Source organism: Bradyrhizobium sp. AT1 (genome assembly GCF_001590795.1).
In the GTDB taxonomy this organism is placed as follows: Bacteria; Pseudomonadota; Alphaproteobacteria; order Rhizobiales; family Xanthobacteraceae; genus Bradyrhizobium.
Genome location: NZ_JXDL01000001.1, coordinates 6,911,338 through 6,926,645 on the forward strand (window position 1 = coordinate 6,911,338; position 15,308 = coordinate 6,926,645).

Sequence of the window (15,308 nt, forward strand, 5' to 3'; positions counted from 1 at the left end):
CAAGTTGAAATTTGAGGTTTCTTGTTTCGCCGTTCGTGTCAGCATTCCGGCGGTATTTTGCGCGCATATAAGCATACAAGTTGGCGAAATATGCTGGCTTGACAGAATATCGTCGCTTCCCACAAGCTACATATAATTACAAGTAAGCTTCTCAAGGAAGCGCAGCGGGGGGAATTCAGATGCGCGAGCGCGTCATTGGCATTGATGCCGGTGGGACCATGACGAAGGCCGCCTTGTTCGACTCGGCAGGCAAGGAACTCGCCTGCGAGCGGCGGCCCAATCGAATGTTGTTTCCGAAGGCAGGCTGCACCGAGCGGGATCCCGAGGCCATGTGGGAGGCGGCCGCCAAGGCCGTTCACTCCCTTCTGGAGATCACGGGAACGGATGCCGCGGACGTCGCGGCTGTGTCGGTGTCCGGCTACGGCAGCGGCATCTATGTCGTCGACCAAGCGGGCAGGGTGGTACGTCCGGGCGTCGTTTCAACCGACAGCCGCGCCGCTGATGTCGTCGAGGCATGGCGCGGTGAAGGCCGCCTCGATCGGAACGAACCGCGGATCCAGCAGCGCATCTGGCCCGGCCAAGCCATCACGCTGATGGCGTGGTTGCAGGCGCACGAGCCGGAGACCTTCGATAACACCGCGACCGTTCTGATGTGCAAGGACTTCCTGCGCATGCGGCTGTGCGGAGATCGATCGACCGATCCCACCGATGCCGGCATCGCCGGATTCATCGACGTCAATACGTCGGATTATTCCGAAGCCATGCTCGACGACCTTGGGCTAGCAGCCTGGCGTCCGAAGCTGCCGCCGATCCGTCCGTCGGTCGAGGTCGCCGGCGCCATCTCGAGGGACGCTTCGGTCGCGACCGGATTGAAGGAAGGGACGCCCGTGGTGCGTGGGGTTGTCGACGTCGTCGGCTCCTCGCTCGCGTCGGGCGTGATCGAGCCTCACCAGATGAGCATGGTCGCGGGCACCTTCAGCATCAATTCGACTCTGCATAAGGCGCCGCGGCTCAGCGTCATGCCGTTCCTTCAGATGCCTTACCCGATCGAGGGCTGGATTCTCGCAACGGAAGGATCGGCGACCTCGGCCTCGAACTTCGAATGGTTTTGCCGCAACGTGCTTGACGGCGAGGCGGCACGCGCGGTCGCGAGCGGAAGGTCGATCTATGACGTCTGCAATGATCTCGTTGACGACGCGCTCGCGCGCGACAACGACATCCTGTTCCTGCCCTATCTCTTCGGCAGTCCGGATGGAGCGCCGGCCGGCCTGATCGGCATGCAGGCTTCCAACAATCTCGGCGATCTGATCCGTGCGATCTTCGAGGGCGTCGCGTTCGCGCACCGGACCGACATAGAGCGCCTGCTCTCGGGATCGGACGCCGCGCAGCCGACAAGCATTCGTCTCGCGGGAGGCGCCTCCCGGAGCCGCGTCTGGGGACAATTGTTCGCCGATGCGCTCGGACTTCCGATCGAGGTGACCGACGGCTCCGAGCTCGGCGCGCGCGGTGCGGCGATCTGCGCGGCGGTCGCGGTCGGGTTGCACGGCAGCGTCCGCGGAGCCGTCGGCAACATGGTTCGCGTGACCAGCCGCTTCGAGCCTGACCTCCAACGTCACGATTTCTACGGTCGGAAATACCGACGCTTTCGCGAAACGAGCATGGCGCTCGGAACGCTTTCCGCCGCCCGCTAGTGCGGAGCGGCCATCAACTGGAAGGTTTGTACTAATGGCACATATCGGAGACCTCCTCGCGGAGATGCTTCAGCAATTGGAGGTCGAATTCGTGTTCGGCATGCCGGGCGGGCAGACTGCGGCCCTGCACGACGGTATCGCACGACGCGCGCCGGCCATCCGCCATATCCTGGTTCGCGACGAGCGCAGCGCGGGTTATGCCGCCGACGCCTATGCGCGGCTGACCGGCAAGCCCGGCGTGTGCGACGTGACTGTCGGTCCTGGCGCCACCAAGCTGCCTGATGGACTTGTCGAAGCCCTGAACGCGTCGATTCCCATGGTGGCGATCGTCGGAGAACTGCCGCTCAACTGGACCTCGTTGCGTGCCAAGGGCGTTGCCTCCCAGGGGTTCGACCAGGTTGCGTTTTTCCAGCCGATCACCAAGGCAACCTTCATGGTGCCGAGCCCGGCCGCGCTTCCTGATCTCGTGCGTAGCGCGTTTCGGATCGCGACGGCGCCGCGCCCGGGTCCGGTCGTGCTCATCATTCCGCATGACGTCATGGACGCCGAATGGGATGAGGCCGCAATCAAGGCGGTCGTCGACGATCGTAACATTCATGCGCCCTCGATCCGCTATGCTCCGCCGCAGTCCGATCTCGCGGAGGCAGCCCGGCTGTTCGAGCGCGCCAAGCGCCCGGCGATCGTCGCCGGCGGCGGCGTCCATGGCTCCGGCGCGGCCGAACTGCTCACCCGCATCGCCGACCGGATCCAGCCGCTGGTCGTCACCAGCCTGTCGGGCAAGGGCAGCGTTCCCGAAACGCGGCGTTATGCCGGTGGCGTGCTCAATCCGCTCGGGTCTGCGGCCGCGATCGAGCTCATCAAGGATGCCGACCTGGTCGTCTGGTGCGGCTCGAAGGCGAGCCAGAACACGGCAATGAACTGGACCCTGCCGCTGCCGGGGCAGGCGACCATCACCATCGATTCCGATCCGCTCGAACATGGACGGACCTTCCGCCCCACGGTTCTGCTTTGCGGCGACGTGCGGCTTACGCTGGAGGCGTTGGATGGGATGCTCCAGGCGGAGCCGCAGAACGAATGGCTCAGCCATATCGATCAGGTCAAGGCGCGGCACACCGACGCATTGGCTGAAGAAGTGTCGTCTTCCTCCGTCCCCATTCAGCCTGCGCGCGTGATGCGTGCGCTTGCGGAGAAGCTCGGTCCTCGGGATGTCGTCATCTCGGATGCAAGCTGGGCGGCTGGCTGGATCGGGGTCCACATTCCCGCGGTCGAGGCGGGCCGGCGCTTTCTCTATGCGCGCGGGCAGGGCGGGCTTGGCTATTCCATTCCGGCGGCAATCGGTGCGGCCGCCGTGCTCGGCCGCGATGGCGGCCATGTCGTCACGGTCGCCGGCGACGGCGGTCATTCGTTTGCGATCGGCGAACTGGCCACGCATGCGCAGAACCGCATGAAGGTGATCAATGTCGTCCTCAACAACGGCATTCTCGGTTGGCTGCAGATGTGGGAGGAGTTCTACTTCTCGAATCTTCGGCAATCGGTCGATCTTTCGTTCGACGGCGGACCGAATTATGCGGCCGCGGCGGAAGCCCTCGGCCTTAAGGGCATCCGGGTCAAGTCGCCCGACCAGATCGACGCGGCACTCGACCAGGCCTTCGCCCACGACGGTCCCGTCGTGCTCGAAGTCCTGATCGATCCGCGCGCGACCCCCATCCATGGTTTCCGGCGACGGCTCGGTCAGCCCGGCAAGGTGCAGCCACGGCCGGGAACGGTCTACGAACTGCGCGAGTGGAAGAAGTCGCCCGATATCCTGTCCGGCCAGTCCTAGACAGAAAGCAGCGTGGTGGCCTGATGCCGATTGAACTGCAAGCCGTGAGCCGCCGGGTGGATGCGGTCGACCATATCAGCAACGTGTCGCTGACCCTGCATGAGGGATGCGTCAATGTGCTGCTTGGCCCGACCTTGGCGGGCAAGACGACGCTGATGCGCTTGATGGCGGGTCTCGATCTGCCGACGGAAGGGAGGATCGTGCTCAATGGCGTCGACGTGACCGGGCGTTCGATTCGTCGGCGCAGCGTCGCCATGGTGTATCAGCAGTTCATCAACTACCCGGCGTTTTCGGTCTACGACAACATCGCCGCCCCGTTGCGAACCAAGGGGCTGTCGAAGGCGGAGATCGACGGCAAGGTGAGGAAAGCGGCTCAATTGCTCAAGCTCGAGTCGTCGCTGGAGAAGAAGCCGCTGCAACTGTCCGGTGGACAGCAGCAGCGCACCGCGATCGCGCGTGCCATCGTCAAGGACGCCGAGCTCGTGCTGCTCGACGAGCCGCTTGCCAACCTCGACTACAAGCTGCGCGAGGAGCTGCGGGTGGAGTTGCCGCGCATCTTCGACAAGACCGGATCGATCTTCGTCTATGCGACGACCGAGCCGAGCGAAGCGCTGCTGCTCGGCGGCCGTACCGCCGCGCTTTGCGAGGGCAAGGTGGCTCAATTCGCCGATACGGCCGAGGTCTATCGCAGGCCCCTCAACCGGATCACCGCGCAGACCCTTTCCGATCCGCCGATGAATTTCGCTGCGATGGTCGCGGAAGGCGACGGCCGCGTTGCCCTGCACTTTGCCAACGACAACGCCTCGGGGGTGGTGCCGTTCGCGGCCTCTCCCCTGGTCGCTCAATTGCCTCCGGGACGCTACACCGTCGGCTTTCGTGCCCATCACGTCGCGCTGTCTCCGCGCACGACCGCGTCGGTCAAGGTCAGGGGAGAGGTCGCGGTAACGGAATTGTCGGGCTCGGACAGTTTTCTGCACGTCGACACCGAAGGCGGTGAGCGCTGGATCGCGCTGCTCGCCGGTGTACATGAACGCCCCCCCGGGGAACGGATCGAAATCTATCTCGATCCCGAGCGCTTCTACATCTTCGACTCCCGGGACAACCTCGTCGTCGCGCCGGTGGGGCCGACCGCAAAGATGGAGCGGACCTGATCATGGCCCAGATTCAGCTCGAAAATCTGGCGCACAGCTATCTCGTCAATCCGACGCAGTCCTGGCAGTGGGCTTTGAAGCCGATGAACATGACATGGCGCCAGGGAGGGGCCTATGCGCTGTTGGGACCCAGCGGCTGCGGCAAGACCACGCTTCTCAACGTGATTTCGGGGCTTGTCACGCCGTCCCACGGCCGCATCCTGTTCGATGGCCGCGATGTATCGCGCATTCCGACCGAAGCCCGCAACATCGCGCAGGTTTTCCAGTTTCCGGTCGTCTACGATACGATGACCGTTGCCGACAACCTCGCCTTTCCGTTGCAGAACCGCGGCGTTGCCAAGGCGACCGTCGCGGCGCGTGTGCGCCAGGTTGGGCACATGCTCGGCCTCGAGCCCATCATGAATCGACGTGCGAGGGGTCTGACGGCGGACCTCCAGCAAAAGGTCTCGCTGGGCCGCGGGCTCGTTCGTTCCGACGTCGGTGCCATCCTGTTCGATGAACCGCTGACCGTGATCGATCCCCATCTCAAGTGGCAGCTCCGCGCGCAGATCAGGCGGGTGCATGCCGAGACCGACGTCACGATGATCTACGTAACCCACGATCAGACCGAGGCGCTGACGTTTGCGGACAGCGTGGTGGTGATGTACCAGGGCGAAGTGGTGCAGATCGGCACGCCGCAGGAGTTGTTCGATCGCCCCGCGCATACATTCGTCGGCTATTTCATCGGCTCCCCGGGCATGAATGTGCTGCCGGCGCGGGTCGAGGGCGACCGGGCCCATATCGGCTCCCAGGTTCTGCAGCTCGCCCAAGGCATCGCCGCGACCGCGTCCGACGGTAAAATGGAGATCGGCATCCGGCCGGAATATTTGCGGGTCGAAAGAGGTGGTCGCGGCCTGCCGGTCCAGGTTCGCCGCGTCGACGACATCGGGCGGATCAAGATCGTCCATTGCCTGCTCGAGGGAATGCCGATCGCCGCGATCGCCGGCGAGGATGCGGAGATTCCAGCCGACGGCGTCATGCTCGTTCCCGAGCAGACGCAGATTCATGTCTATTGCAACAGCCACAGGGTGGAGTGACGGATGCAAAAGCCCGTCGATAACCGTGCATGGTTTCTCGTCGCGCCAGTTTTCATGCTGGTGGCGTTCAATGCCATCCTGCCCTTGATGACGGTGGTGAACTATTCATTCCAGGATACGTTCAGCAACAATCAGTTCTTCTGGAACGGAGTCCAGTGGTACGTGGAGTTGCTCGATCCCCGCAGCGAATTGGGCGAGCGATTCTACGAATCGCTCGGCCGCAGCCTGGCATTTTCGGCCATCATCCTGGCTATTGAAGTGCCGCTCGGACTCATGGTCGCGCTGTCGATGCCGAAGAGGGGCGCCGCCCTCGCGCTCTGCTTGATGCTCATGGCCTTGCCGTTGCTGCTGCCGTGGAACGTCGTCGGCATCATCTGGCAGCTCTATGCGCGCGACAACATCGGTCTGTTCGGCTGGACCGTCAATGCGATCGGGATTCCGTTCAACTACACCAACAGTGCCGTCAGCTCCTGGGTCGTCATCGTGCTGATGGACGTGTGGCACTGGACCAGCCTGATCGCGCTGCTTTGCTACGCGGGCTTGCGTGCCATCCCGGAGGCCTACTATCAGGCGGCAAAGATCGACGGCGCGTCGCGGCTTCTGGTGTTCCTCCGCATCCAGATGCCGAAGCTGCAGCGTGTGCTGACCATCGGCATCCTGCTGCGTTTCATGGACAGCTTCATGATCTACACCGAGCCGTTCGTCGTCACCGGCGGCGGCCCCGGGAATTACACCACCATGCTTTCGATCAATCTCGTCAAGATCGCACTTGGTCAGTTCGACCTGGGCAAGGCCGGTGCGATGTCGATCGTCTACACGCTCATCACGTTGAGTGTTTGCTGGCTGTTCTACACGGTCATTACGACCCGCGAAGGGAAGGAGGGGGCGGCATCATGACGCGACGAGCTACTATGTTCCTGTATCTGTTGTTCCTGATCATGCCGCTCTATTGGCTGGTCAATCTCAGCTTCAAGGGCAATGACGAGATCACGACCACGATGACGCTGCTGCCGCAATTGCCGACGCTGAAGAACTACGCCTATATCTTCAACAGCCGGGAATGGCTCGGCGGCCTGCTGTTTTCGCTCGGATACGTCGCGCTCAACACGATCATATCGCTATTGGTAGCGTTGCCTGCGGCCTATGCGTTCTCGCGCTATCGTTTTCTCGGCGACAAGCATCTGTTCTTCTGGCTGCTGTCGAACCGCATGGCGCCGGCTGCGGTGTTTGCGCTTCCGTATTTCAATCTCTATTCCGCGGTCGGGCTGTTCGACTCGATTTGGGCCGTCGCGCTCGCGCATTGCATCTTCAACGTTCCCCTGGCGGTCTGGATACTCGAAGGTTTCATGTCGGGCGTGCCGCGCGAGATCGACGAGACCGCGTTCCTCGACGGCTATTCCTTGCCGTCGTTCTTCTTGCGGGTGTTCGTGCCGTTGATCGCAAGCGGTATCGGCGTCGCCGCGTTCTTTTGCTTCATGTTCTCCTGGGTCGAATTGCTGCTGGCGCGCACGCTGACAAACAACAAGGCTATTTCGGCGATCATGACGCAGGCAATATCGGCGACCGGAATCGACTGGGGTCTGCTCGCAGCAGCGGGCGTGCTGACCAGCATTCCGGGCGCGCTGGTGATCTGGTTCGTCCGCAACCACATTGCGCGTGGTTTCGCGCTCGGCCGGGTTTAGGGAGGCAACGATGGACTCCATCGCATGGATGGCCTGGACGCTGCCGACAGCGATCTTCTTCACATTGCTTGCCGTGACGCTCGGGGGCATGACGTGGCTTGCGGCCGCTTATCCGGAGGCCGAGCGTGTCGGCGTCCTGCGCATTCCGACGACGCGCGGCGACCGCCTGTTCGTGTCCCTGATCGTCGCCGCCGTCGTTCACCTGCTGTGGATCGGCCTCGTCGGCACGGATGCGATCGCCACGCTGCCAATCGGCGAGGGAGTTGAGATCTCGAGCCTGTGGATTGCTACATTGATTTCACTCGCGTCGACCATTGCGATCTTTCGCAGCGTTTGAGGCGGGCGAAAAAAGCAGACCCGGGATCAACCTGGGCCTGAGAGATGCCTGTTGCTGCAATGGAGGAACGTCACATGCGACATTCAAGGAGAAGGGGCGGACTTATGACCAAGACACGCTTTCTAACCGTAACAAGCGCTGCGGCGTTGATAGCCGCGTCTGCGGCGATCACGATGCCGGCTCACGCGGCCGACGATGCCGCCATCCAGAAATGGATTGCGGAATTCCAGCCTTCGACGCTGTCGAAGGACGACCAGAAGAAGGAGCTGGAGTGGTTCGCCAAGGCCGCCCAGCCTTTCAAGGGCATGGAGATCAACGTCGTCTCCGAGACCATCACGACCCATGAATACGAGTCGCAGACGCTGGCCAAGGCGTTCTCCGAGCTCACTGGCATCAAGATCAAGCACGACATCATCCAGGAAGGTGACGTCGTCGAGAAGCTGCAGACCCAGATGCAGTCCGGCAAGAACGTCTATGACGGCTGGATCAACGATAGCGACCTGATCGGAACGCACTTCCGCTACGGCCAGACCGTTGTTCTGTCCGACTACATGACCGGCGAGGGCAAGGACGTCACCGATCCGATGCTCGACGTCAACGACTTCATCGGCAAGTCGTTCACCACCGCGCCCGACGGCAAGCTCTATCAACTGCCGGACCAGCAGTTCGCCAATCTCTATTGGTTCCGCTACGACTGGTTCACCAACCCCGACTACAAGGCCAAGTTCAAGGCCAAGTACGGCTACGAGCTCGGCGTGCCCGTGAACTGGTCGGCCTACGAGGACATCGCCGAGTTCTTCACGAACGACGTCAAGGAGATCAACGGCGTCAAGGTCTACGGCCATATGGACTATGGCAAGAAGGACCCCTCGCTCGGCTGGCGTTTCACCGACGCCTGGCTCTCGATGGCGGGTAATGGCGACAAGGGCATTCCGAACGGCCTGCCGGTCGACGAGTGGGGCATCCGCATGGAAGGCTGTCGTCCGGTCGGCTCGTCGATCGAGCGCGGCGGCGATACCAACGGTCCGGCTGCTGTCTACTCGATCACGAAGTACCTCGAGTGGTTGAAGAAGTACGCGCCGCCGCAGGCGCAGGGCATGACGTTCTCCGAAGCAGGCCCCGTGCCGGCGCAGGGTAACATCGCCCAGCAGATGTTCTGGTACACCGCCTTCACCGCCGACATGGTGAAGCCGGGCATCGCCGTGATGAATGCGGACGGTACGCCGAAGTGGCGCATGGCCCCGTCGCCGCACGGTGCCTACTGGAAGGAAGGCATGAAGCTCGGCTACCAGGACGCGGGCTCGCTCACGCTTCTGAAGTCGACCCCGGCGGATCGCCGCAAGGCAGCCTGGCTGTATCTCCAGTTCATCGTCTCCAAGACGGTGTCGCTGAAGAAGAGCCACGTCGGTCTCACCTTCATTCGTGAATCCGACATCTGGGACAAGTCGTTCACCGAGCGTGCGCCGAAGCTCGGCGGCCTGATCGAATTCTACCGCTCGCCCGCGCGCGTGCAGTGGACCCCGACCGGCAACAACGTGCCCGACTATCCGAAGCTCGCGCAGCTGTGGTGGCAGAACATCGGCGATGCGTCCTCGGGTTCGAAGACGCCGCAAGCCGCGATGGATGCCCTTGCCGCCGCGCAGGACTCGGTGCTTGAACGCCTCGAGAAGTCGGGCGTGCAGGGCGCCTGCGGTCCGAAGCTGCACAAGAAGGAGTCGGCCGAGTTCTGGTACGCCAAGGCGGAAAAGGACGGTACCATCGCGCCGCAGCGCAAGCTCGCCAACGAGAAGCCGAAGGGCGAGACGGTCGACTACGACACGCTGATCAAGTCGTGGCCAGCAACCCCGCCCAAGCGCGCGGAAACGAAGTAACGCGCACCACATTATCCAAAACAAAGGGCCGGGAGAGATCCCGGCCTTTTCCTTGGTGTTTCAGGCGTCATGACCGTTGCGGTCGGAGGGCGAACATCTGGGCCGATAATTGCGGAATACGCATTATAGGGTTTTGTCGGAGGCGAAACCCCCATGCTCCGGCGGTCGCTCAAACGGTGGGTTTTGCGCCGGGAAGAGCGAAAGAGCTGTATGGGGATTGACTGACACACTCTCTCCGCCGCTGCACTGTTCTCCTTTGTACCCGATCGGTTGAACCGAGAGTAAAACAGGGAGTAGCGGGACAAAGGCCCTGGTGCGCCCACCATTTCGTGGCTCGGGCGGGAGAAACCGTTCGAGCAACCGATTTTTCAGACGGTCATTTTTGGGCACGGCGACCAAGGCCACAAGCTAGCCGGCAATTCAGTCGAGCGTGAAGGCTGCGCTGTAGTCGCGTTTGAGCGCGGGATCCTGCTGCTCTTTTCGCAAAATGCAATTGCCGATGACCAGCATGTCGAGCTCGTTACCCATGAAGCAGCGGAACGCATCCTCCGGTGTGCAGACGATCGGTTCGCCGCGAACGTTGAAGCTGGTGTTGACCAGCACCGGGCATCCCGTCAGCGCCTTGAAGCGGGACAGCAAGCGATGGAAAAGCGGATTGGTGTCGGCGCTGACCGTTTGGATCCGGGCGGAATAGTCGATATGCGTCACGGCGGGGATCGTCGAGCGCACCACGTTGAGCTTGTCGATGCCGAACAAGGCTTGCTCGTCCGTGCTCATCATGTGGCGCCGGTCGCTCCTGACGCCGGCAACCAGAAGCATGTACGGGCTGTCGCCATCGAGCTCGAACCAGTCGGCAACGTCCTCACGTGCAACCGCCGGGGCAAACGGCCGGAAGCTTTCGCGAAATTTCACCTTGAGATTGAGGTTTTTCTGCATGGAGGGCGAGCGCGGGTCACCTAGGATCGAGCGCGCGCCGAGCGAGCGCGGGCCGAACTCCATCTTCCCCTGAAACCAGCCGACCGCGAGCTGGTCGGCCAGGGCCGCAGCTGTCGTCTCGATCATTTCATTCTCGCTGAGGGCATCGAAGCGGGCGCCGGCACTCCGCAACCGCTGCTCAATCACCTCTTGCGAGAATTCAGGCCCGAGAAAAGCGCCGGACATGCCGTCGCCGGCCACGACATCGCGCGGTTGTTGTCTGAACTGATGGTAGGCGGCGAGGGCCGCACCGACCGCGCCGCCGGCGTCGCCGGAGGCCGGCTGAATCCAGATCGAATCGAATCTGCCGTCCCGCAACACCTTGCCATTGGCGACGCAATTGAGCGCAACGCCGCCTGCGAAACACAGGTTGCGGGCGCCGGTCTGAGCCGCAAGGCTGCGGGTCAAGCGCAGGACCGCCTCCTCGAGGACGGCCTGGATGGACGCGGCGATATCCATGTGGAAAGGCGTCAGCAGCTCGTCCGGCGCGCGCACCTTCTGCCCAAACAGTTTGGCAAACCGGTCGTTGGTCATCGTCAGCCCGGTGCAATAGTCGAAATACGACATGTCGAGGCGAAACGAGCCGTCCGCTTTCAGATCGATCAGCGAATCCAGGATGAGCTGCGCGTATTTCGGCTCGCCATAGGGAGCAAGCCCCATCAGCTTGTATTCGCCGGAATTGACCTTGAAGCCTGTGTAGTAGGTGAAGGCGGAGTACAGCAGGCCGCCACCAGATTGTAGGTGAAGGCAACGCCGAACAGCAGGCCAAGTGTCGCCGCCCATCCCAGCGTCGGACGCCAGGCCAGCCGGGCATTTTTCGAACGGCCTTCGCCAAGCAGGAACTGCTGGGTGTTTGGCAGCCCCCATGCGATCGCGAATGCGGCGACAAACCAGCTGAGCAGAAGTCCGCCGGTGAGCCAGTTGTCTTCAACGCTGACCCCGATCACCTTCAGCGTCTCCGAGAGGCTGGGAGCTGCGTCGAGGAGGGGGCCGTGGAGCCAGCCGTGCATTCCCCTCATGCCGTCGAGAACGCGATGCGCCGCATCGAAGCTCTCGGCCCGAAAGAAAACCCAGGCGAGCACGACCAGGAGAAAGGTGGTGACCCGAGCAACCCATTGCCCGAAGCCATTGACCTCGCGCTCGCCGCGAAGGTTTCGCCAGGCGTGATTGACGAGCAGGAACAGGCCGTGCAGCGCGCCCCACGCGACGAACGTCCAATTTGCGCCATGCCAAAGGCCGCCGATCAGCATGGTGAGCATGACGTTGACATAGCGCCGGGCCGGGCCGGAGCGGTTGCCGCCCAGCGGGATATAGACGTAGTCGCGCAGGAACAGCGACAGCGTGATATGCCAGCGCCGCCAGAAGTCGATGATGCTCGTCGCCTTGTAGGGCGAGTTGAAATTGAAGGGGAGGACGATTCCGAACATCAGGCCAAGCCCTATCGCCATGTCCGAATAGCCGGAGAAGTCGAAGTAGATCTGGAACGTGTAGGCCAGGGCGGCTCCCCAGGCGTTGAGGAAGCCAGGCGTTCCGCCGTTCGCTGCCGAGGCGAAGACCGGCGTCGCGTAAGCGGCCATGCTGTCCGCGATGATGGTCTTCTTGAACTGGCCGAACAGCAGGAAGCTGATGCCGAGCGCGAAGTTCCGCCAGGAGAAGAGCGCGAAAGTCGGCGCGGAAAACTGCGGCAACAGCTGATGCGGGCGGATGATGGGCCCGGCGATCAGATGAGGGAAGAAGCTGACGAACAACGTGTAACGCGCCAGCGACGGTTCCGCTTGTTTCCGTTGCCGGGTCTCGATCAGATAGCTGATCTGTTCGAACGTGTAGAAGGAGATGCCGACCGGTAGTGCAATGGTTGGGATGACGAACGAGGCCGAGAACAGCTGGTTGACGCTGGAGACGATCAGGCCGGTGTATTTGAAGTAGCCGATCAACGCGAGATTGATCGCAATACCCCCGATCAGCCAGGCTCGTGAATTCAGGCGAGCGCGCGCGATCGCGTAGCCGAAGACGAAATTCACGGCCACCGAAACGAGGAAGAGGCCGAAGTTGAACAGGCTCGAATAGGCATAGAACACCAGGCATGCCGCCAGCAGGAACAGCAAGGCCGCATTCCGGCCTCGCCACCAGCCGAGCAGGTAAAAACCACCGAGCGCGATCGGCAGGAAGACGAACAGGAATATGGGCGAGTTGAACAGCAAGGATTACCAACAAGTCGCTTTGTCTTGACGATTCTGAACCATGGGGCCTTGAGTTGCAGCGGAGATCTGCGTTGCAAATCCAGAATTGGTCGCCGCCCAATCGGCAATTCCCGCCCGGCTGCGCGTGAGGTGCGCACTGATGTTCTCACTCGTGAGGCGGACGCCGAAATCGGCGGGCAGCGCAGAGTCCGAGCGATCATGTCCGAAGATGCGATCGAGGATGAGATTGCCGGCCGTATGCCGGTAATGGGAGAACTCCCAGAACCAGCGCATCGGCGTCAGGTCGGTACGTTCCGGAACGATTTCACGCGTGACGGAACTGGCGTCGCTGAAGTCCCGCAGGGGAAACGGCTTCCGACCGGCCCGCGCGGCCTCCTCTTCGTTGATCCGGACCAATTCCCTCTGCCAGAATTCGTATCGGTCGGAGAGGCCGAGTGCGACGAATAGCTGCCGAACCGACGCGTGCAGCGGCGTCATGAATAGCCGCAGATCGGTTTGCCGTTCATGGGCCCGCCGAACCAGGAAGCGGAAGGCCTCGAAACTGTTCATTCCCGTGGCGGGGTTGTTGAAGCAATACTGGTATCGCGGCGGCATCAGCCAGATGTACCACCGCCAGCTCAGGATGTTGTTGCGGAAGACGCGGCCATTTCCGCCGTTCTTGCGAATGTTGTTGTCTTGCCAATCCCAAACGCGCATGCCACGGCTGTTGAATGAGGCGGCCTCCGATTGTCCGCGAAGTGTCGCGAATGTATCCTGCACGGCGGTTGTCGAAAGAACCAGGCGGAAGAGCTCGCCGATCTGGAACGCAGCTTTCTCGAGCCTTTGCGAACGTGACAATAGCGCGTCCCAGAAATCGGCGGACGGAAATCCGCCGGTCAGCCCCTGCTTTTGACCGACTGCAGCGTAGTGCGAATAGCCGTCGCTATATTCGCCAAGCGCCAATCTGACACGGGCAACCGGGTTTCTGGACAGATAGTTCGCTTCGTTCCAGCCATCGGGGAGGAAGCCGCCCATCCGCTTTTCCGCACGTCCGGCTGCCAGATAGTGGTGATAGCCGCTCAGAAAAGAACCTTGCGAGACCTGATATTCAACGTCGCGGTTGACTTGAAGATATCTCGTCTCGCTCCAAGCCTTCGGCGTGAAACCACCCTCGCGACGTTCCTGTTTGCCGGCGGCGAGGTAGTGGTGATAGCCGCTGACGAAGGTGCCGCGGGTGACTTCGTTTTTCACGTCGGGATTGATGCGCAGATAGAGCTCCTCGTTCCAGTCGCGCGGTGGCGTGCCGTCCTGCCGGCCTTCGGCGCGCCCGGCGGCAAGATAGTGGTGATAGCCGCTGACAAAGGTGCCTCGCCGAACTTCGGCGGCGACATCGGGGTAGATTCGAAGATATTGCGTCTCATTCCAGCCGGGCGGTGGCGTTCCGGTCTGCCGGCCTTCGGCGCGCCCGGCGGCAAGATAGTGATGATAGCCGCTGGCGAACGTGCCACGCCGCACCTCGGCGGCGACATCAGGGTAAAGTCGTAGATAGAGCGCCTCGTTCCAGTCGGTAGGGGGATTGCCCTCCGCCGTCCCGGCCGGTGGGCATGTCTCGGGTGCGGTCTCTTTGCAGGCAGGATCGGCGGTGACTTCCGTCAGAGGTGCCGGCTGAGCCTCCGATCGGGCTGCTTCGCTGGGCGCAGATGGCGCCGCAGGCGCGGAAGGCTTCTCGTCGCTATCGGGGCGGCGCTTTGCAGGCTCGGCTGCCAGAAAGTCAGCGAAGGCTCGAACTCCGTCGCCTGAGAATCGACTCTCCAGATAGGCCTGGTCACGCGGAAAGAAGATGTTGAAGCCGAAGAAGTCCAGGCCGATCACGGCTTGCTTGAGCGGTGCGACTGATTGTGCGTGGAGAAACGCCAGCATGACCTCGTAGCTTGTGGCCGAAGGCAGGCCGAAGTTGAAGACGTTCTTGCCGTTCCATCCGGGATGCTGCGGATCGAGCGCGACCTCCGCGCGGGAACTGCCCAATATGATCGCCTCGGGCCTGATCCGTCGCACTTGATACGGCTTCACCGCGGGAACGTGATTTTCGTATCGCGACCGCACCACATTGATCCCGGGAATGTCGGGAGTCCCGAACACGTAGTAGGGATCGACCAATACGACGAGGGCGGAGAGGGCGAGCGGTGGCATCGCTACAAACCCAATAAACCCGACAGTGAAGCGTCGAAAACTGGAGCGGGTTGGCGACAGGGGATCGGCAGCTTTGCTGGTGGCAGAGACGGATGCGCTCACCTTGGTCGTCGCTCATTTGAGTTGACAGCGGAGGTTGAGTGCAACGTATCGAAGGACTCTGGGAGGGTCAAATGGGCGGGAACCGCGCGCAGGAGCAAGCCACTGGCCCGTGCTTGCGCCTGACGGGACGGTGCTTTCAGCGCACCGGCTGCGGCAGAAATCCGCTGACAACCCGGGGTTGATGGCTGCCCAATTGGATTTGTGAGATGCGGATGTGCTTGCCGAGAGGCG

Annotated in this window: 10 protein-coding genes and 1 pseudogene; 8 read left to right on the top strand and 3 right to left on the bottom strand. The window is 62.2% G+C overall.

Features of this window, described 5'->3' with window-relative positions; genetic code table 11:
• The first annotated feature begins 179 nt into the window (after positions 1-179).
• The 8 genes from SE92_RS31980 (at position 180) to SE92_RS32015 (ending at position 9,630) form a co-directional block, all read left to right on the top strand.
• Entirely contained in the window at positions 180-1,691 is a 1,512-nt protein-coding gene (locus tag SE92_RS31980; protein ID WP_063202490.1) for an FGGY-family carbohydrate kinase, read from the top strand.
• A 34-nt stretch (positions 1,692-1,725) separates the two neighbouring features.
• A complete protein-coding gene (locus SE92_RS31985) occupies positions 1,726-3,513 on the top strand; it encodes a thiamine pyrophosphate-binding protein (protein ID WP_063202492.1) in 1,788 nt (595 codons plus the stop codon).
• Between the two features lie 23 nt (positions 3,514-3,536).
• Positions 3,537-4,664, top strand: coding sequence for an ABC transporter ATP-binding protein (locus tag SE92_RS31990; RefSeq protein ID WP_063202494.1), 1,128 nt, complete (start codon positions 3,537-3,539; stop codon positions 4,662-4,664).
• Between the two features lie 2 nt (positions 4,665-4,666).
• Positions 4,667-5,740, top strand: coding sequence for an ABC transporter ATP-binding protein (locus SE92_RS31995; protein ID WP_063202495.1), 1,074 nt, complete (start codon positions 4,667-4,669; stop codon positions 5,738-5,740).
• Between the two features lie 3 nt (positions 5,741-5,743).
• Positions 5,744-6,637, top strand: a complete 894-nt coding sequence (locus SE92_RS32000) for a carbohydrate ABC transporter permease (RefSeq protein ID WP_063202497.1) — start codon at positions 5,744-5,746, stop codon at positions 6,635-6,637.
• Positions 6,634-7,422: a carbohydrate ABC transporter permease gene (locus tag SE92_RS32005; RefSeq protein WP_063202498.1), complete on the top strand. Its 789-nt coding sequence runs from the start codon at positions 6,634-6,636 to the stop codon at positions 7,420-7,422. The genes SE92_RS32000 and SE92_RS32005 overlap by 4 nt, the downstream gene beginning before the upstream one ends.
• 10 nt (positions 7,423-7,432) lie before the next feature.
• Positions 7,433-7,759 carry a DUF2160 domain-containing protein gene (locus tag SE92_RS32010; protein WP_063202500.1) on the top strand — a complete coding sequence of 109 codons (327 nt, stop codon included), beginning with the start codon at positions 7,433-7,435 and terminating at the stop codon, positions 7,757-7,759.
• Positions 7,760-7,833: 74 nt separating this feature from the next.
• Positions 7,834-9,630, top strand: a complete 1,797-nt coding sequence (locus SE92_RS32015; RefSeq protein ID WP_063203870.1) for an ABC transporter substrate-binding protein — start codon at positions 7,834-7,836, stop codon at positions 9,628-9,630.
• Positions 9,631-10,050: 420 nt separating this feature from the next.
• On the opposite strand, the gene SE92_RS32020 is transcribed toward SE92_RS32015, so the two are convergent.
• The 3 genes and pseudogenes from SE92_RS32020 to SE92_RS32030 all read right to left on the bottom strand — a co-directional run bounded on the left by SE92_RS32020 (position 10,051) and on the right by SE92_RS32030 (position 15,077).
• Positions 10,051-11,472, bottom strand: coding sequence for a carbamoyltransferase family protein (locus SE92_RS32020; RefSeq protein ID WP_245324762.1), 1,422 nt, complete (start codon positions 11,470-11,472; stop codon positions 10,051-10,053).
• Positions 11,473-11,762: 290 nt separating this feature from the next.
• Positions 11,763-12,683 (bottom strand): annotated as a pseudogene (locus tag SE92_RS37310) (MBOAT family O-acyltransferase); the annotation flags it as partial.
• A 126-nt stretch (positions 12,684-12,809) separates the two neighbouring features.
• The gene (locus SE92_RS32030; protein ID WP_157095774.1) at positions 12,810-15,077 is read right to left on the bottom strand and encodes a hypothetical protein; all 2,268 of its coding nucleotides are present in this window, start codon (positions 15,075-15,077) and stop codon (positions 12,810-12,812) included.
• Positions 15,078-15,308: the final 231 nt, after the last annotated feature.

Excerpts from the sequence above, each read along its gene's own strand:
- SE92_RS31980 (WP_063202490.1), top strand. The coding sequence starts at position 180 with ATGCGCGAGCGCGTCATTGGCATTGATGCCGGTGGGACCATGACGAAG.
- SE92_RS31985 (WP_063202492.1), top strand. The coding sequence starts at position 1,726 with ATGGCACATATCGGAGACCTCCTCGCGGAGATGCTTCAGCAATTGGAG.
- SE92_RS31990 (WP_063202494.1), top strand. The coding sequence starts at position 3,537 with ATGCCGATTGAACTGCAAGCCGTGAGCCGCCGGGTGGATGCGGTCGAC.
- SE92_RS31995 (WP_063202495.1), top strand. The coding sequence starts at position 4,667 with ATGGCCCAGATTCAGCTCGAAAATCTGGCGCACAGCTATCTCGTCAAT.
- SE92_RS32000 (WP_063202497.1), top strand. The coding sequence starts at position 5,744 with ATGCAAAAGCCCGTCGATAACCGTGCATGGTTTCTCGTCGCGCCAGTT.
- SE92_RS32005 (WP_063202498.1), top strand. The coding sequence starts at position 6,634 with ATGACGCGACGAGCTACTATGTTCCTGTATCTGTTGTTCCTGATCATG.
- SE92_RS32010 (WP_063202500.1), top strand. The coding sequence starts at position 7,433 with ATGGACTCCATCGCATGGATGGCCTGGACGCTGCCGACAGCGATCTTC.
- SE92_RS32015 (WP_063203870.1), top strand. The coding sequence starts at position 7,834 with ATGCGACATTCAAGGAGAAGGGGCGGACTTATGACCAAGACACGCTTT.
- SE92_RS32020 (WP_245324762.1), bottom strand. The coding sequence starts at position 11,472 with ATGGGGGCTGCCAAACACCCAGCAGTTCCTGCTTGGCGAAGGCCGTTC.